The organism is Bradyrhizobium sp. WSM1743 (genome assembly GCF_000473065.1).
GTDB lineage: Bacteria > Pseudomonadota > Alphaproteobacteria > Rhizobiales > Xanthobacteraceae > Bradyrhizobium.
This window is the reverse complement of sequence record NZ_AXAZ01000054.1, coordinates 22,560-39,076: the sequence shown is the minus strand read 5'-3', so window position 1 is coordinate 39,076 and position 16,517 is coordinate 22,560. Positions and strand designations below refer to the sequence as shown.

13 protein-coding genes and 1 pseudogene are annotated in these 16,517 nt (G+C 63.5%); 7 read left to right on the top strand and 7 right to left on the bottom strand.

The genetic code is table 11. The features are described from left to right. Nucleotides 1-111 precede the first annotated feature (111 nt). Complete coding sequence (locus tag YU9_RS0127145; protein ID WP_027575623.1) at nucleotides 112-900, top strand: helix-turn-helix transcriptional regulator; 789 nt, start codon at nucleotides 112-114, stop codon at nucleotides 898-900. Between the two features lie 145 nt (nucleotides 901-1,045). Here YU9_RS0127145 and YU9_RS42630 read toward each other — a convergent pair whose 3' ends face one another. Then, nucleotides 1,046-1,348, bottom strand: a complete 303-nt coding sequence (locus tag YU9_RS42630) for a hypothetical protein (protein WP_051380538.1) — start codon at nucleotides 1,346-1,348, stop codon at nucleotides 1,046-1,048. A 131-nt stretch (nucleotides 1,349-1,479) separates the two neighbouring features. Here YU9_RS42630 and YU9_RS42625 point away from each other — a divergent pair, with 131 nt between their 5' ends. Then, nucleotides 1,480-4,500: a BTAD domain-containing putative transcriptional regulator gene (locus tag YU9_RS42625; protein ID WP_051380537.1), complete on the top strand. Its 3,021-nt coding sequence runs from the start codon at nucleotides 1,480-1,482 to the stop codon at nucleotides 4,498-4,500. Here the strand turns inward: YU9_RS42625 and YU9_RS48160 are convergent. The 3 genes from YU9_RS48160 to YU9_RS0127120 form a co-directional block, all read right to left on the bottom strand. Then, nucleotides 4,497-4,661 carry a hypothetical protein gene (locus YU9_RS48160; protein WP_156952145.1) on the bottom strand — a complete coding sequence of 55 codons (165 nt, stop codon included), beginning with the start codon at nucleotides 4,659-4,661 and terminating at the stop codon, nucleotides 4,497-4,499. The two genes, YU9_RS42625 and YU9_RS48160, sit on opposite strands and share 4 nt — an antisense overlap. After that, nucleotides 4,662-5,402: a helix-turn-helix domain-containing protein gene (locus tag YU9_RS0127125; RefSeq protein WP_051380536.1), complete on the bottom strand. Its 741-nt coding sequence runs from the start codon at nucleotides 5,400-5,402 to the stop codon at nucleotides 4,662-4,664. It lies immediately after the preceding gene. 456 nt (nucleotides 5,403-5,858) lie between these two features. Continuing rightward, nucleotides 5,859-6,767, bottom strand: coding sequence for a LysR substrate-binding domain-containing protein (locus tag YU9_RS0127120; RefSeq protein WP_027575621.1), 909 nt, complete (start codon nucleotides 6,765-6,767; stop codon nucleotides 5,859-5,861). 107 nt (nucleotides 6,768-6,874) lie between these two features. Here YU9_RS0127120 and YU9_RS0127115 point away from each other — a divergent pair, with 107 nt between their 5' ends. Next, nucleotides 6,875-8,251 (top strand): FAD-binding oxidoreductase, encoded by a 1,377-nt coding sequence (locus YU9_RS0127115; RefSeq protein WP_027575620.1) that lies wholly within the window; start codon nucleotides 6,875-6,877, stop codon nucleotides 8,249-8,251. Between the two features lie 23 nt (nucleotides 8,252-8,274). On the opposite strand, the gene YU9_RS0127110 is transcribed toward YU9_RS0127115, so the two are convergent. Next, nucleotides 8,275-9,681, bottom strand: a complete 1,407-nt coding sequence (locus tag YU9_RS0127110; RefSeq protein WP_027575619.1) for a PLP-dependent aminotransferase family protein — start codon at nucleotides 9,679-9,681, stop codon at nucleotides 8,275-8,277. A 115-nt stretch (nucleotides 9,682-9,796) separates the two neighbouring features. Here YU9_RS0127110 and YU9_RS0127105 point away from each other — a divergent pair, with 115 nt between their 5' ends. After that, nucleotides 9,797-10,258, top strand: coding sequence for a carboxymuconolactone decarboxylase family protein (locus YU9_RS0127105; protein ID WP_027575618.1), 462 nt, complete (start codon nucleotides 9,797-9,799; stop codon nucleotides 10,256-10,258). A gap of 41 nt (nucleotides 10,259-10,299) precedes the next feature. Next, nucleotides 10,300-10,938, top strand: a pseudogene (locus YU9_RS42620) (HD domain-containing protein). 13 nt (nucleotides 10,939-10,951) lie between these two features. Here YU9_RS42620 and YU9_RS42615 read toward each other — a convergent pair. Together YU9_RS42615 and YU9_RS0127090 are read right to left on the bottom strand one after the other, a co-directional pair. Next, nucleotides 10,952-11,257 carry a DUF3551 domain-containing protein gene (locus YU9_RS42615; protein WP_051380535.1) on the bottom strand — a complete coding sequence of 102 codons (306 nt, stop codon included), beginning with the start codon at nucleotides 11,255-11,257 and terminating at the stop codon, nucleotides 10,952-10,954. A 1-nt stretch (nucleotide 11,258) separates the two neighbouring features. Further along, nucleotides 11,259-11,567: a DUF3551 domain-containing protein gene (locus YU9_RS0127090; RefSeq protein ID WP_027575617.1), complete on the bottom strand. Its 309-nt coding sequence runs from the start codon at nucleotides 11,565-11,567 to the stop codon at nucleotides 11,259-11,261. 253 nt (nucleotides 11,568-11,820) lie between these two features. Between YU9_RS0127090 and YU9_RS0127085 the strand changes: the two genes are divergently transcribed. Both YU9_RS0127085 and dnaE read left to right on the top strand, forming a co-directional pair. Then, complete coding sequence (locus YU9_RS0127085) at nucleotides 11,821-12,543, top strand: outer membrane protein (RefSeq protein WP_027575616.1); 723 nt, start codon at nucleotides 11,821-11,823, stop codon at nucleotides 12,541-12,543. 453 nt (nucleotides 12,544-12,996) lie between these two features. Beyond that, nucleotides 12,997-16,500, top strand: coding sequence for a DNA polymerase III subunit alpha (dnaE, locus tag YU9_RS0127075; RefSeq protein WP_027575615.1), 3,504 nt, complete (start codon nucleotides 12,997-12,999; stop codon nucleotides 16,498-16,500). The last annotated feature ends 17 nt before the right edge of the window (nucleotides 16,501-16,517 follow it).

The window sequence follows — 16,517 nt, the reverse complement described above, 5'->3', positions numbered from 1 at the left end:
CTTCGTTCGCGCCTCATTGTGAGGTGCACGGAATATGCGAGGGCTGTCGCGCGGCAGGAAGGCCTGGTATTATCCTAGTATTGCCCTGTCCCTCCCTCACGGAGCACGTCCATGGCCGACCCCCGCCGCGTCGAATTCGGCGACTTTCTGCGGTCCCGCCGCGAGAAGCTCACGCCAAAAGCGGTCGGACTTCCCTTGAGCTCCAGGCGCCGCACCGCGGGCCTGCGGCGTGAGGAGGTCGCGCAGCTCGCCGGCATTGGGGTCGACTGGTACATCCGCCTCGAGCAGGGCCGTACCGTCAGCCCCTCTGTCACCACCGTCGACGCGCTGGCCCGTGCGCTGCGGCTCAGCAAGGCCGAGCACGCTCACCTGAAGGCGCTGGCACGCGACGGGGATAGGCGTCCATTCACGCGCGAGATCGTGCCGCCGCCGATCCGGCGGATGATCGAAAGCCTGAAGCAACCGGCCTACATCACCGGGCGGCGCTGGGACGTGCTGGCCTGGAACGCGGCGGCCGAGGAGGTTTTTGGCTTCGGCCAGCTGCCGGAGCAGGATCGCAATACGTTGCTGCTCGTGTTGACGAACAAGCAGACGCGAAAGTTCTACGGCGCAGGCTGGACCGAGGTCGCCAAGAGCATGGTGGCGATGTTTCGCGCCACCCACGACGTCTGGGCCGGCGATCCCGCCTTCACCGAGCTGCTGACGCGGCTGCGCCAGGGCAGTCCGGAATTTGTCAAATGGTGGGAGGCGCACGAGATCCGCAGCACCGCCTCGGGCCTCAAGACCATGAACCATCCGACCAAGGGCGTGCTCCGGTTCGAGCACACGAGCTTCCAGGCCAACGACGATCCCGCGCTGAAGCTCGTGATCTATACGCCGGTGCAAAGCGTAGAGGCGTAAGGGCTACACGATGATGGTGCGTTTGCGAGGTATACCCTGGCACGGGCGGCGGGTCGCCCGCCGGGGCAGGGAGTGCAGTGATCCTCGAAGTGCAACTGCCGCGTGGCGGCTACCGGGGCGGCGAGCCGCCACGCGATAGCGCTCCCTACCGCGCAGGGGCGATCGCGACGACCGGGGAGAGAACCAGTGCTGTAATCGCGCGTCCTCCGCTGCTGGCGGTCCGCTCATCGCGTGCCTTTTGGCGCGGCATAAGGACCGGCGCCGATACGCCAGCCGCAGGCGTTTCCTGTTGCGCGTTGGCCGGTCCCAATATCACGAACTGGTGCGGTGTGATCGGAAAGCCCATGACTTCATACGTGGGCAGTTCTGCAGCGTTGGCTCCGACCGTTCCCATCACGAGGGCTGCGGCGGCTGCGATCGACAATCGATTCCACATGATGATCTCCATTGGTAATGGTGGCCCTGACCTCGCGAGCAGACTACCGACCCGCCGCAATGGACCTGTCGGCGCACGCGTGATAAATTCGCAAAATCGTCGGACCGGGTGCTTTTTGCACCCTGAGTACAGGGCCGGCGGATATGGCGAAGGCAAACCTCGCACTTCTCGGCAGTTTCCGGCTCCAGACGGACACCGGAGAGCCCATCCCGTTGGCCACCAAAAAGACGACAGCCCTGCTGGCCTATCTGGCACTGCACCAGGGCGAAGCGCAGGCGCGACCGAAGCTTGCGGCGCTGCTGTGGGGCGACCACGATGAGGTGCAGGCCCGCGACAGTCTGCGACAGGCGCTGAGCCTTTTGCGCAAGGCCTTGTCACACACCTGTCGTACCGCATTGATCGCTCAGGAGGACACCATCCGCCTTGAGCCGGCCGCCCTCGAAATCGATGCAAAGGTGTTCGAGGATCTTATCGCGCGGTCGGGCGTGGCGAACCTGGAGCGGGCCATCGGACTCTATCGTGGCGAATTCCTCGAAGGCTTTCAGGTGTCGGCACCCGAATTTGAAAGCTGGGCAGCGGCGGAACGTCAGCGATTCCGTGAACTCGCGTTGGAAGGCATGGCGAAGCTGCTCGATCATCACCTGTCCGCAGGTGTGATCGAACGCGGCATTCACATCGCGACCCGCCTGCTTGCTGCAGATCCCCTGCAAGAGCGTGTTCATCGCAGCCTGATGGGGCTGTATGCCCGGCAAGGTAGACAGGGCGCGGCGCTTCGCCAATATCGAACCTGCGCCGAACTGCTCTCCAGGGAATTGGGAATTGAGCCCGACGCGCAGACCAAGACATTGTACCGCCATCTCTTGCGAGAGTGGAACCGTACGCAGCCCAAAGCCTCGGTGATACGCAGTTCCGTGCCACAGGGTCCGGTCGGTGAGATCAGCGATCAACTGCCCGGCGCGAAAGGCCTGAACAGAAGCATTCCGCCATCGATGCACGCGAATACCGCGCCGGGTAATCTACCTTTCCAGACAACGAGCTTTCTGGGCCGCGACAGGGATGTCGCCAGAGCCGGCGGGATCCTTTCCAGCGCGCGGCTGGTCACGCTGACCGGCCCCGGCGGGATCGGCAAGACACGGCTCGCACTCCAGCTCGCGGCGACGATGCACGACAACTATCCGGATGGCACATGGCTGGTGGAGCTTGCCGCTTTCGATGATCCCAATGCGACCGGTCACGCCGTCGCCGACGTCTTCGGCATCACGCAACAAGCCGGCAAGACGATCGAGCAAAGTGTCGCCAATGCGCTTGCCGGGCGAAGTCTGCTTCTCATTCTCGACAATTGCGAGCACTTGATCGATGCGGTAGCCAGCCTTGCACGTGAGATCCTATCGACATGTCGGCATGTCAGCCTGCTGGCGACCAGCCGGGAGACGCTGATGGTCGATGGCGAGCGGACCTACCCAGTGCTGCCACTCGAGTGCGGCGACGGAATCGATGCGCCAGCGGTGGAGTTGTTCGTGGAGCGCGCGCGATCCGTGGAACCACACTTCGAACTCAATGGTGACGCTGAGACGATCTGTGAAATATGCCGCCGCCTTGATGGGATTCCCTTGGCCATCGAGCTCGCAGCCGCCCGAACGCGGACAATGAGTCCCTGTCAGATTCGCGATCGCCTGCATGAACGCTTCCGCCTGCTCACCAGCGGGTCGCGACACGTCTCGAAGCGACATCAGACGCTGCGGCACGCCGTCGAATGGTCGTATGACCTTTTGTCGTCATCCGAGCAGGCCGTGCTTTCGCGCGCATCGGTATTTGCCGGAGGTTTCGGGCTGGAGGCTGCCGAGCGCGTCTGTAGCGGCCGCGACATCGCTGCCGCCGATGTTCTCTATCTCCTGGACGCGCTGGTACGAAAATCGCTGCTCGGCACCAAACGGGTCGGGAATGCAGTTCGCTACAGCCAGCTCGAAACGATCAGACAGTTCGCCGAGGAGCGGCTCGCGATGCTGGGGGAAACCGACGTGGTTCGGTGGCGCCATGCGCAATTTTTCGCGGAGGAAGCTGAGACGCACCACAGGATTTGGCGAAGCCCGCAGCAACTAATGGCCTATGCCTGGCTCGATCAGGAGGTGGACAATTTGCGCGCGGCGTTTCGGTGGGCGAGCAGCCAGGATGATATCGATGTTGCGGCCCGAATCGCATCTAGGATCCCGAGCATGGCGGTCCTCCGCGTGCGCAGCGAACCGCTCAATTGGCCGACGGAGATCGTCGATGCGGCACGGCGCGTCGGCCATCGACGGCTGGGCGCTCTGCTGACTTACGCAGCAAAAAGGGCGTGGAACCTGGGACGTGTTCAAGAGGCGACGCTCTACGCCGAGGAAGCGACAGCGCTGATAGGGAATGCCAACTTTGATCCGCCGGTCTGGGCGTTCTCTGTTCTGGCCATGATTGCGTCCCGCCAGGGCAATGCCGAAAGCGCCGTCAAATATGCGCGTGCCGGTGCCGAGCATCCGGCTGACCGGCGCGAGCGGCAATGCCTGGCCACGCTTCCCTTTTACCTGGCAATGGCCGGAGCGCATGAGGAAGCGATGGCGATCGCCGACGACATCGTTGACAAGGTGGCGGCCGCGCGAACGCCAAGTTCGCTTATCGCGGCGCTGTTTTCCAAGGGAAGAGCCTTTAGCAAAGCCAACCCAAGATGTGCCTTGGATGCGTTCGAGAAGGCTCTGGCTCTTGCGAGGACCTCCGGTAATCGCTACTGGGAGATCGTCATCATTCCTGCCGTCGCGGAGTTGCAGGTGCGGAGCGGTGATCCGGTCAAGACGTTGCGAACCCTGCCGCGAATGCTCGAAATCTGGGGCCAATCAACAGAGATAGGTCTTGCGACCCTCACGACCGCCACCCTGATTCTGCTGTTTGAGCGGCTGGGATACCCGACGGTCGCCGCTACCCTCAGCGGCGCCCTTTCCCAAATGATCCCCGCCACCGGCTTCTTCCAGGAACTGCCTGACATCCTCACCCGCGTTCGCCATGTGTTAGGTGACGCGGCCTTCGCGGAGGCCGAGCGGCGTGGTGCCGCGATGACTCACCGCGAGATGGTCGATTATGCGGCCAGTCAGGTCCAGCACGCGCTGGCCGCGATGGGCGCGTCCAATGCCCGTGCTTAGACCGCGCTGCCAAGCGCCGATGTGAGATGGGCGATCTTATCAGAGCCTTGGGCCACGGCCTGATCGGCCCGAAGAATCCGCATGCGTGAAGCTGCAATTTCCGCACCGTGTTCGCCGGATTCACCGGGCCGCTTCGAAACGGCCAGCAGCGCCCGTTTCATTTACTGCGTCGGCAGTGCCGAAACGCGAGATGACGCTGCATTCCCAGAGAAGATCTCCTCGACTTCGAGACGCATGGTGTCGCGGCATTCGCACGCCACTGCAGCGAGCCGCGATGAGTCGACCTCGATTTCGCCTCGCCGTTCCGATCTGATCGCTCCGGAAGCACGCAGATTGCGCATCAGAAGTGTCACCGTCGTTCGCCGTACGCCCAGTATTTGCGAAAGCGCCTCCTGGGTGAGCGGCAGGGTGTCTTGGTCGATGCGGTCGCGAAGTTGGAGCAGCCAGCGTGCCATGCGGGCCTGGACCGGATGCAGCGCATTGCAAGCCCCGCCAACTTGCAACTGTATCAGCATCGCCTTGAAGTGCATCTGGACCGCATGCCGGATCGCGGGACTCCGGCTGAAGGCGGCATGGAATCGCGCTGCGGGAATCCGCGAGGCGGTCCCCGCAGCACGAACGACGGCGGTTACGACAGCAGGGGACGGCCCCAGCACGGAAAGCGTGCCCACTGCTCCCTCGCGTCCTATTGCGGCGCTTGCGACCGTCTGCCCATTCGCCGTGTCGATCATGACCGTAACGGCGCCACTATGAGGGAAGAAGACGTACTCGGTATGGTCACCCGCCCGCGAGACGACCGCGTCCCGATCGAGCGTAACCATCTCTAGCTCGGGTGCCAGCAGATCGAGGTCCGCAGCCGGCAGTGCTGCCAGAAGCCGGTTAGCAACTCCGCTGGGAAGCATCACTGCAGCTCGCCGCAAACCATCCGCCGCATCGCATTTCGAGCGGTATAGGGAGAGAGCCTCAAACTTTGTTTGAATCTGCCTACGCCTTGCGCCGCGAACTCCAATTCAGCTGCGAAAGCTCTCAATCGCAAAAACAAGCTCCAAACACGCGACCGGACGCGAATATTCTTGGATCGCAAGATCTTTGACGAATTAAATCCAGTGCCATGCTGACACAATTGCAAAATGCGTATTGGTAACACCATAAGGAGTTCCAATTTCGCGGCGCGGCAAAGGGGGCTGGCGATGCCGGAACTACATCACGCAGGGCATCGAACGCATGATGTGTGCTGCGTAGCTGGGCAATGACGGTTGACGTAGGCTGCCGGATAAGGCGCGCACCCTGCGCGGGCTGTTCCCTGAAGACGCGTGAACGGCGCCAGTGTGGTGCGCGTCTGCTCACGGAGAGGCGGATCAAGGATTTGACCGCAACCACTGCGAAAAAGCCCGGATGGTCCGTGCGCGCGGATGGCTTGGCTTACTGACCACATGGAAGCCGTAGCCAGGCAAGCTCAACTTGAACGCCTTCACGAGCGTACCAGCGGCGAGGTCGTGTGCCACGAGCACGTCACTGAAAATCCCGACTCCCTGTCCGGCAATCACCGCCTCGATTGCGTGCAGTTCCTCCCGGAAGCTCAGATGCTGCATGTCCTTGAATTGGGGCACCTCGCGCCACCTGCGCTGAGCTGCGGCGAGCCATCTCTGCCATGTCGGCGGCTCACGATCGGCGGGCGACCAATAGGAGTGGATCAGAACGTGGTTCGCAAGATCGATTGGTCGCTTCAGGCGCTCCATTGCAAGCAAACGCGGACTGCAGACCGGCCAGAACGTATCGCTGAAGAGATCATCGACGATTCCGTCTGCCGGCCGTGCCCGGCTGGTCGCATAGCGAATGGCGACATCGCCATCTCCGGCCTGCAGATCGAGCACTGAATCTGTGCCGATGACTTCCAGCGGCACGTCGGGGTGCAGCTTCCGCCATAGGGGCAAGCGGGGCACGAGCCAGCGGCTGGCGAAAGCATTGGTTGTCGTCACACGGAGAGGCTGCTGGTCTCGTTCCTGCTTGACGGCCGCAATGGCCGCGGCAAACGCCTCAAGTCCGCCGCGAATGGCGGGGAAGAGCCGCGCGCCGGCATCGGTCAACGAAAGCGGCCTTGGTCTGCGCCGGAACAGAGCCCGACCGCAATAATGCTCGAGCAACCCGATCTGGTGGCTGATCGCCGTTGGGGTCACGCCGAGTTCTGCCGCAGCTTTCTTGAAGCTGAGATGGCGGGCAGCGGCCTCAAACGCGCGAAGCTCAATCAGCGGCGGCAGCTTGTGCATGCCGCCAGTCTAGGTGAAATCATTTCATCGTCACCTGAATTCTTCGGATTTGCTCCGAGACAGCCCTCGGCCGAGGATGTGGCGGATCAAGCTGAGGAGATCGTGTCATGTCATCCATCGCATCTGTCGCCAGCGCTGCCGCCGATCTAAACGCCTCCTTCGGAGGACAACTCCTCAAGCCAGCGGACGAGGGCTACGAGGAGGCGCGAAAGGTCCACAACGGGCTGATCGACAAACGGCCAGCATTGATCGCCAGGTGCCGCAGCGTGGCTGATGTCGTCGATGCGGTCGCCCTTGCGACCAAGCTCGGCCTTGAGGTCGCAGTTCGCGGCGGCGGTCATAATGTAGCAGGGCGCGCAACCATCGACGGCGGGATCATGATCGACCTCTCGCCCATGAAGGGCGTGCGGGTCGATCCTGTCGGCAAGACCGTCTGGGCGCAGGGCGGGGTCACCTGGGCCGAGCTCAATCGCGAAACGCAGCTTCATGGGCTTGCGGTCACCGGTGGCGTGGTCTCGACCACCGGGATTGCTGGTCTGACCCTTGGCGGAGGACTGGGCTGGTTGATGGGCAAGTACGGCCTAGCACTGGATAATCTGCGGGCCGTCGAACTTGTCACTGCCGACGGCAAGGTCTTGCGGGCCAGCAAGCAAGAGGAGCCCGATCTGTTCTGGGCCCTCCGCGGCGGCGGCGGAAACTTCGGGATCGCCACCGGTCTCGAATACGATCTTCATTCGGTCGGACCAATCGTCACCGGCGGCCCGATCGTTCATCCCATCGAACGCTCCCGTGATGTGCTCGAATTCTTCCGGAGCAGCACGCGATCGCTCGCGGACGAGCACATGCTGAACGCATCCCTGACGCATGCGCCAGACGGATCCGGCACGGAGGTCGCAGTCCTGGTCACCAGCCACTGCGGTCCGGTGACCGATGCCGAACGAGCGGTGCGGCCGCTGAAAGAATTCGGAACGCCGATCCTGGATGCAGTCGGGCCGATGCCCTATTGCGAGCTCAACCGCATACTCGACGCCAACTATCCGAAAGGCGCCTTCAACTATTGGAAATCGAACTTCCTGACGGAGCTGAGTGATGGCGCGATTGCAACCATGATTGAATGTTTCGCGCGCTGCCCGACACCCATGGGACAGTTCCTCGTCGAGCACGTCCACGGCGCGGCGGCCCGCGTCGATGCCGGGGATACGGCATTTCCGCATCGGCAGGAGGGCTACAATTTCCTGATTCTCACGCAGTGGATGCATCCCAGCGATAGCAGCCGCTGCATCTCCTGGACGCGCGAGACCTATGAAAGGATGCGGCCCTTCTTTGCCTCCGGCCGCTATGTCAATTATCTCGACGATGACGAGACGGGCGATCCTGTCGCTGCCGCCTATGGACCGAACTACCGGCGTCTGCAGCGGATCAAGGCCAAGTATGACCCGACGAACTTCTTCCGCATGAACCAGAACATCCGGCCACTGGCGTGATTTCCAGGTGAGGATTTCGTTCGTCACGCCAGACGATCGATGATCTGAAGGAGCCGATCGCAGGAGGCCTCGATCCTCTTGAGCGGAGACGTTGCGACCCCGAGCAACAGTCCTGGGCGCACTGAGCGCTTCGCCGCATACCAGAGCGATAGTGGCGTGGGCGCCAGTCCAAGCGGTGCTGCTTCCCTGGCGATGGCCAGATCGGGTGCTCCTTCCGGCAACCGAAGGACCGCCGCCAATCCGGCAATCGCAACGTTTGCAGTGCGCGGACGAAGGTATTTCAGCAATGCATCGCCTTGCGCTGCGTAGACCCGCTTGGTGCGCCGAAGATGCCGGAGATAATGGCCGTCGCGGATGAAATCGGCCATCGCGAGCTGCACCGCGGGTCCAGGCGCCGGCGCGAGGCACGCCGCAACTTCGGCAAATCGCGACGCCAGAGCGGCCGGTGCAACGACAAAGCCCAGACGGAGAGCTGGCGTCACGGTCTTGCTGAAAGAGCCGATGTGAATGACGCGGCCGGCGCGGTCGAGCGATGCCAGCGCCGGCGTCGCCCGGCCCTTGAGCTGAAGCTCGCTCAGATAGTCATCCTCGATCACCCACGCCTTGCTTTGCGCAGCCCAGTCGAGCAGGCGTGAGCGCCGCACAAGTGACAATGTCGATCCGAGCGGTGCCTGCTGGCCTGGCGTCACGACGACCAGCGCGGCATCAGGAGCATGTTTCAGTCCGAAATCGACGTCGACACCGTCGGCGTCAACCGGGATCGGCGCGATCGATAATCGCGCAAGCTCGAGACCGTGCCGGGTGAACGGAAAGCCCGGGTCCTCCAACCAGGCCTTCTTCTGCTCGAGTCCGAGGACACGGAGCGCCAGGCCAAGGCCGCCGCTGAAACCGCCGGTGACGATGATCTGGGAAGGCGCGCATTCGATCCCGCGCGCCAGCGCAAGGTAGGCGGCGATCTCGCGCCGCAGCGCCAGCTCGCCGCGCGGGTCAGGGTAGATCGCCGGCGCGCTCACCTCAATCCGGACCGCCTGCGCGCGCATCCGCGCCAGCAGCGTCGCAGGAAGGGTCTCCTGCGCAGGCACGCCCATCTGGAAGATCGCCGGCCCCGCCGTGAGCTCCTGGTACATCTCCATGAACGAGCCGGGGGCCGGGGCCTTGTCCCGCCGCACCGGCAAGGACAGCCGCTCCGCGACATGTGTTCCAGTCGCGCGGGCCGCGACGATCAGTTGGGCGGATGAGAGCTTTTCGTACGCGACGCGCACGGTGCCGCGCGCGACGCCGAGCTGGGCGGCCAGATCCTGCCAGGAGGGCAGGCGCGCGCCCGGGGCGAGCACGCCGCTCTCGATGGCGGTCCTGATTCCCCTGTGGATCTGCTCGGCCAGCGGCGTCTTCGCAGATCGATCGAGCTTCAGATGCAGCGGCCTGGTCATGCCTGCGTGGTACACGATTTTTGTGTATTCTTGGTGCTTTTTTATGGACCATGGCAGGGGCACCTAAGGGGCAACGGGGAGCGTTCATCCCCTCCGGTCATCAAGGAGAAAGCAAATGACCGAACGTCTCAACTACAACCACATCGCGCCGGCAGGCACGAAGGCACTTGGCGGCGTCTACGGCTACGTCATGCAGAGCGGGCTTCCCGCGACGCTGGTCACCCTGGTCTATCTCCGCGTGTCGCAGATCAACAACTGCGCCTATTGCCTCGACATGCATACGCGCGACTTGCTGAAGAGCGGCGTGAAGATTGAAAAGCTCGCGCTGGTCCAGGCGTGGGCCGAGGCCGGCAATCTCTTCGACGAACGCGAGCGCGCCGCTCTTGCCTGGGCCGAGACTGTCACCCGCGTCGCCGAGACCAACGTTCCGGATGTAGCCTATCAAGCCGCCCGCAAGGTCTTCAGCGAGCGCGAGCTGGTCGATCTCACCATCGCGATCAGCCTGATGAATGCGTACAATCGCATGTCGATCAGCTTCCGAAAGACGCCACAGGCTGCGCTCGAGAATGCAGCCTGACCGCGAAGGGCATCAGCCGAAAGGAAAGCAGGAGCCTGAAAATGACGAGCGTGATTTCCGGCGTCAAGATTCCCGACAGCCAATTGGCGCGCGAGGCCACCGAGCTGGTGCGCAGTTACGAAGACGAGATGTTGTTCAACCATTCGGTTCGCGTCTACGTGTTCGGCGCGATCAAGGGGCTGCGTCAGAAGCTGAAGTTCGATTCCGAGCTGCTCTATGTCGCGGCGCTGTTTCACGATCTCGGCCTCGTCGATCACTACCACACCGAGACCAAGCGGTTTGAGGTCGACGGCGCCGACGCGGCGCGCGACTTTCTGCAGGCGCGCGGCATTGCCGAGCCACAAGCCGACCTGGTCTGGGAAGCAATCGCGCTGCACACCACCCCCGGCATTCCGCAATATATGAGACCAGAGATCGCGCTCACCAACGCGGGCGTCCTGGTGGACGTCGTGGGCGTTGGATTTGACGAGTACACGCCGGAGCAGCGCGACCAGGTGATCTCAGCGTTTCCGCGCGGCGACTTCAAGAACGAGTTCTTGAAGGTGTAGACCTGCTCGGCGCTGAAGAAGCCGCAGACGACGTTCGGGACGGTCAACTTCGACTACATCGAAGATCACGATCCGAGCTTCCGCAAGCCGAACGCGTGCACGCGCATCCGCAACACGCCTTGGCAAAGCTGAGGAGACGCAGCCGCTACGCCACAGGATAAGTGGCTGCAGCCGAACGGTTTTGATCATCCGGTGCCAACGGCGGTGCGCTCGGGCGGCGAGGGACAGTTTGTTTCTTCGGTAAAAAGTACGGGTTCACGACGCAACTCGCGGAGCGCCCGACGGCGAGATATCGGCACTGCGCAAGCGAGCCGTAGCGGCAGTCGAAATAGCCGACGGGGCCGTAGATCTGCATGCAGACCGGATAGCTCGGATCATAGGTCTGCGCGTGCGCAGCTCCGCTTGCCGGGAGCATGCCGGTGAGGGCGAGCATCAGTGCGGCGCGGCGCATCTCAGCGCGGCAGGAAATAGCCTGGCGTCTGCGCGCGCGGACGATTTTGATACGCGTATGGATCGTCGCTCTGTCCGGCGAAATACGGATTGGCGATGCAGGTCAGCGCGCGACCGGACGCGCTCACTTGACACTGCGCGTAGGTGTCGAACCTGCAATTGCTCAGTCCCGGCCATTCATCACCAGTGAGGCAGAACGGATGATTTTTGCCGAATGCACGCGCGGGCGTGCTTGGAATTGATGCGAGTGCAAATGTGATCAATGCGAGCGAAAGTGTGGCGACAATAGGATGAGGAACTCGACCGCGCATTTCGATTCTCCAATCACGCGAATGTGCGCGCGACGTTGTTACGCGCGCGTGCAGTTTATGTCGTGTAGTCGACATTGGAACTCATGAAAACTCTTGTTTCAAAGGGTTTCCGCACACACGCCGATAAACATTCGTTAATCAGCGAGGTCCTTTCGACCGAACTGTTGCGTCGTGGTTACAGCAATTCCGTCGATCGCTGTTATGACGACAGTTACGGCCCGGGGGCCTCTGAAGAAACTGGAACGGGAATCAAATGAAAAAGAATTTGTTGCTCGCCGCTGTCAGCCTGATCGCGCTCAGCGCGGCTGCGCCGGCGCTGGCTGCTGACCTCGCGGCGCGGCCGTACACCAAAGCTCCGCCGGCGGCGATCGCTGCCGTTTACGACTGGAGCGGCTTCTACATCGGCATCAACGGCGGCGGGGGTTCGTCGCACGTGACCTGGGATTTCGTTGGCGTTGGTCGCGAAGGCTCGCACGATGCGACCGGCGGCACGGTCGGTGGCCAGATCGGCTATCGCTGGCAGTCGGGCCAGTGGGTGTTCGGCGTGGAAGGCCAGGGCAACTGGGCCGACTTCTCCGGCGACAATCTCAGCGCGCTGTTCGCCACTCGCAACCGCACCAAGATGGATGCGTTCGGCCTGATCACCGGCCAAGTCGGTTATGCCTGGAACAACGTCCTCATCTACGTGAAGGGCGGTGCGGCCGTGGTCAGCGACAAGTACGAGATCTACGACGTGGCCGGCCCGCTGCTCGCTTCGACCAGCCAAACCCGCTGGGGTGGCACCGTCGGTGCTGGCCTGGAGTACGGCTTCGCTCCGAACTGGTCGGTTGGCGTCGAGTACAACCACATCTTCCTGTCCGACAAGGACGTGACCTTCGCCGGTTTCGCCGGCACGGAGCGCATCCGTCAGGACGTCGACATGGGTCTCGTGCGCCTGAACTACAAGTTCGGCGGCCCGATGGTGGCTCGCTACTAAGACAGATCGCTCCACGCGAGCGGCTGACGAAAGCCCCGGCTTCGGCCGGGGCTTTTTTGTCGTTTGCATTCAGCGAGTTAACCATCGCTTTTCGAGGTTGTCCGCCGCGCTTGACTCCTTAGAACAAACTGAGAACAATGTTCTCCATACGTTCCAACAAGGGAGCAAGCCATGTTCAGGGTTTTCGTGGAAGAAGCCGCCGCGCTGGCGTCCATCACGCTGTTCGTCGGGATGATCGCGATCTGGGCGCAGGTGATTCCGCAGCTCTGATTGCTCAGCTCAGGCCAGGTCGGGTTGGGGAAAAGCGGGACGAGGCGGCGAAGCGGCCGCTCCGGCGTGGACTCTGGCGGCGCGAGACCCCACCATTGTGAGGCGAGTCGGCCGAGCAAGTGCATGATGCCTTGAGGAGTCGGCGACCGCTCCATCTCATCTGCAAGAGGCCGTCACGCGACCATGCCGAGCGCCGGATTTGTCCACCTTCACGTTCACTCGGCCTATTCGCTGCTCAAGGGCTCGATCAAGATCGCCAAGCTTGCCGAGCTTGCGAAGAAGGATCACCAGCCCGCGCTGGCGCTGACCGATACCGACAATCTGTTCGGTGCGCTGGAGTTCTCCGACAAGATGGCGGGCTCCGGCATCCAGCCGATCGTCGGCTGCGAGCTGGCAATCGACTTCGGCGATCAGGATCCCAATGCGCGCAACGCGATGGGGCCGTCGCGCGTGGTGTTGCTGGCCGCGCAGGAGCGCGGCTATCGCAGCCTGATGCGGCTGAACTCGCGCGCATTCCTGGAATCGCCAGACAGCCATGCTCCGTTCATCAAGTTCGACTGGCTCGAGGGCGAAACCGAGGGGCTGATCGCGCTGACCGGCGGACCGGACGGGCCGATCTCGCTGGCGCTTGCCGGCGGTATGGCCGACCTCGCGGCGACGCGCTGCGAGCGTTTGGCCAAACTTTTCGGCGACCGCCTCTACATCGAATTGCAGCGCCACAACACCGACAAGGAACGGCGCGTCGAAAGCGGCTTGATCGACATCGCCTATGCGCAGGGCCTGCCGCTGGTCGCGACCAACGAGCCGTATTTCGCCGCGACCGACGACTACGAGGCGCATGACGCGCTGCTCTGCATCGCCGGCGGGCGGCTGATCGCCGAGACCGAGCGCGAGCAGCTCACGCCGGATCATCGCTTCAAGACGCGCGCCGAGATGGCGGTGCTGTTCGCCGACATTCCGGAGGCATTGGCCTCGACGGTGGAGATCGCCGAGCGCTGCTCGTTCCGGCCGATGACGCGCAAGCCGATCCTGCCGTTCTTCACGGTCGGCGCCGCCTCGAGCTCGGATGCGGCCGCGGTCGAGGCCGCCGAACTGAAGCGGCAGGCGGAGGAGGGGCTCGCCAAGCGCCTGCATGTCCACGGCCTGTCGCAGGGCACGACGGAAGAGACCTACGCCAAGCGGCTCGCCTTCGAGCTCGACGTCATCACCCGCATGAAATACGCGGGCTACTTCCTGATCGTGTCCGACTTCATCAAATGGGCGAAGTCGCAAGGCATTCCGGTCGGGCCGGGCCGCGGCTCCGGCGCCGGCTCGCTGGTTGCCTGGGCGCTGACGATCACCGACCTCGATCCGATCAAGTTCGGCCTGCTGTTCGAGCGCTTCCTCAATCCGGAACGCGTCTCGATGCCGGACTTCGACATCGACTTCTGCCAGGACCGCCGCGGCGAGGTGATCAGTTACGTGCAGCAGCGCTACGGCCGCGATCAGGTCGCACAGATCATCACCTTCGGTACGCTGCAGGCGCGCGGCGTGCTGCGCGACGTCGGCCGCGTGCTGCAAATGCCCTATGGCCAGGTCGACAAGCTGACGAAACTGGTGCCGCAGAATCCGGCCGCGCCGGTGACGCTTGCCGCCGCGATCGAGAGCGAGCCGAAGCTGCAGGCGTTCCGCGACGAAGACCCGGTGGTGGCGCGCGCCTTCGACATCGCCCAGCGCCTGGAAGGCCTGACGCGCCACGCCTCGACCCACGCGGCCGGCATCGTGATCGGCGATCGTCCCCTGAGCGAGCTCGTGCCGCTCTACCGCGATCCCAAATCCGACATGCCGGTGACCCAGTTCAACATGAAATGGGTCGAGCCCGCAGGTCTCGTGAAGTTCGACTTCCTCGGCTTGAAGACGCTCACCGTGCTCGACGTCGCCTGCAAGCTGCTCAAGCCGCGCGGCATCGATGTCGATCTCGCCACGCTGCCGATCGACGATGCCGAGAGTTACCAGATGCTGGCGCGCGGCGACGTGGTCGGCGTGTTCCAGGTTGAAAGCCAGGGCATGCGGCGGGCGCTGATCGACATGCGGCCGGACCGTTTCGAGGACATCATCGCGCTGGTCGCGCTGTATCGACCGGGTCCGATGGCGAACATCCCGACCTATTGCGCGCGCAAGCACGGCGACGAGGAGCCGGAATATCTGCATCCCGTGCTGGAGCCGATCCTGAAGGAGACCTTCGGCGTCATCATCTACCAGGAACAGGTGATGCAGATCGCGCAGGTGATGTCGGGCTATTCGCTCGGCGACGCCGACCTCCTGCGCCGCGCCATGGGCAAGAAGATCCGCGCCGAGATGGACAAGCAGCGCGACATCTTCGTCGCGGGCGCGGTGAAGAACGGCGTGCCGAAAGGGCAGGCCGAGACCATCTTCGAGCTGCTCGCAAAATTCGCCGACTACGGCTTCAACAAGAGCCACGCGGCGGCCTATGCGCTGGTGTCCTACCACACCGCCTATATGAAGGCGCATTATCCGGTGGAGTTCATCGCGGCGTCGATGACGCTCGATCTGAACAACACCGACAAGCTCTCCGAATTCCGCTCAGAGGCGCAGCGCCTCGGCATCAAGGTCGAACCGCCCAACATCAACCGGTCGGGCGCCACCTTCGAGGTCGGCGAGAACACGATCTACTACGCGCTCGCCGCGCTCAAGGGCGTCGGTATCCAGGCGATAGAGCAGATCATCGCGGAGCGCACCCGAGGCGGCCTGTTCACCTCGCTCGCCGATTTCGCCGCGCGCGTCTCGCCGCGCGCGATCAACAAGCGCATCATCGAAAGTCTCGCCGCCGCCGGCGCCTTCGATACGCTGGAGCCGAACCGGGCGCGCGTCTTTGCCGGTGCCGATTCGATCCTCGCCGCCTGTCAGCGCGCGCACGAGGCCGCGACCATCGGCCAGAACGACATGTTCGGCAGCGCAGCCGATGCGCCGACCATCATGCTGCCGCAGGTCGACCCGTGGCTGCCGGCCGAGCGGCTGCGCCGCGAATACGACGCGATCGGCTTCTTCCTGTCGGGACATCCGCTCGACGATTACGCCACCGTGCTGAAGCGGCTGCGGGTGCAGAGCTGGGCCGAGTTCTCGCGCGCGGTGAAGACCGGCGCCACCGCCGGCAAGGTCGCCGCCACCGTGGTCTCGCGCATGGAGCGTCGTACCAAGACCGGCAACAAGATGGGTATCATGGGGCTGTCTGATCCCACGGGCCACTTTGAGGCGGTGCTGTTCTCCGAAGGCCTTGCGCAATATCGCGACGTGCTGGAGCCGGGCGCGGCCGTGCTGCTCCAGCTCGGCGCCGAGCTTCAGGGCGAGGACGTCCGCGCCCGCGTGCTGCATGCCGAGCCGCTCGATGACGCCGCGGCCAAGACGCAGAAGGGCCTGCGCATCTTCCTGCGCGACACCAAGCCGCTGGACTCGATCGCCAAGCGTCTCGCCGGGCCCGACATGGCCGCTTCGAACGGCGCCGCGCCAAAAGTCGGCAGTCCCGGCATCGCGCCGCGCTCGAATGGCGACGGCGATGTCTCGCTGGTGATGATGCTCGACCTCGAGACCGAGGTGGAGATGAAGCTGCCCGGCCGCTTCAAGGTCTCGCCGCAGATCGCCGGCGCAATCAAGGCGGTCGCGGGCGTTGTCGACGTGCAGCAGCTCTGACACCCGGTCCACGCAAG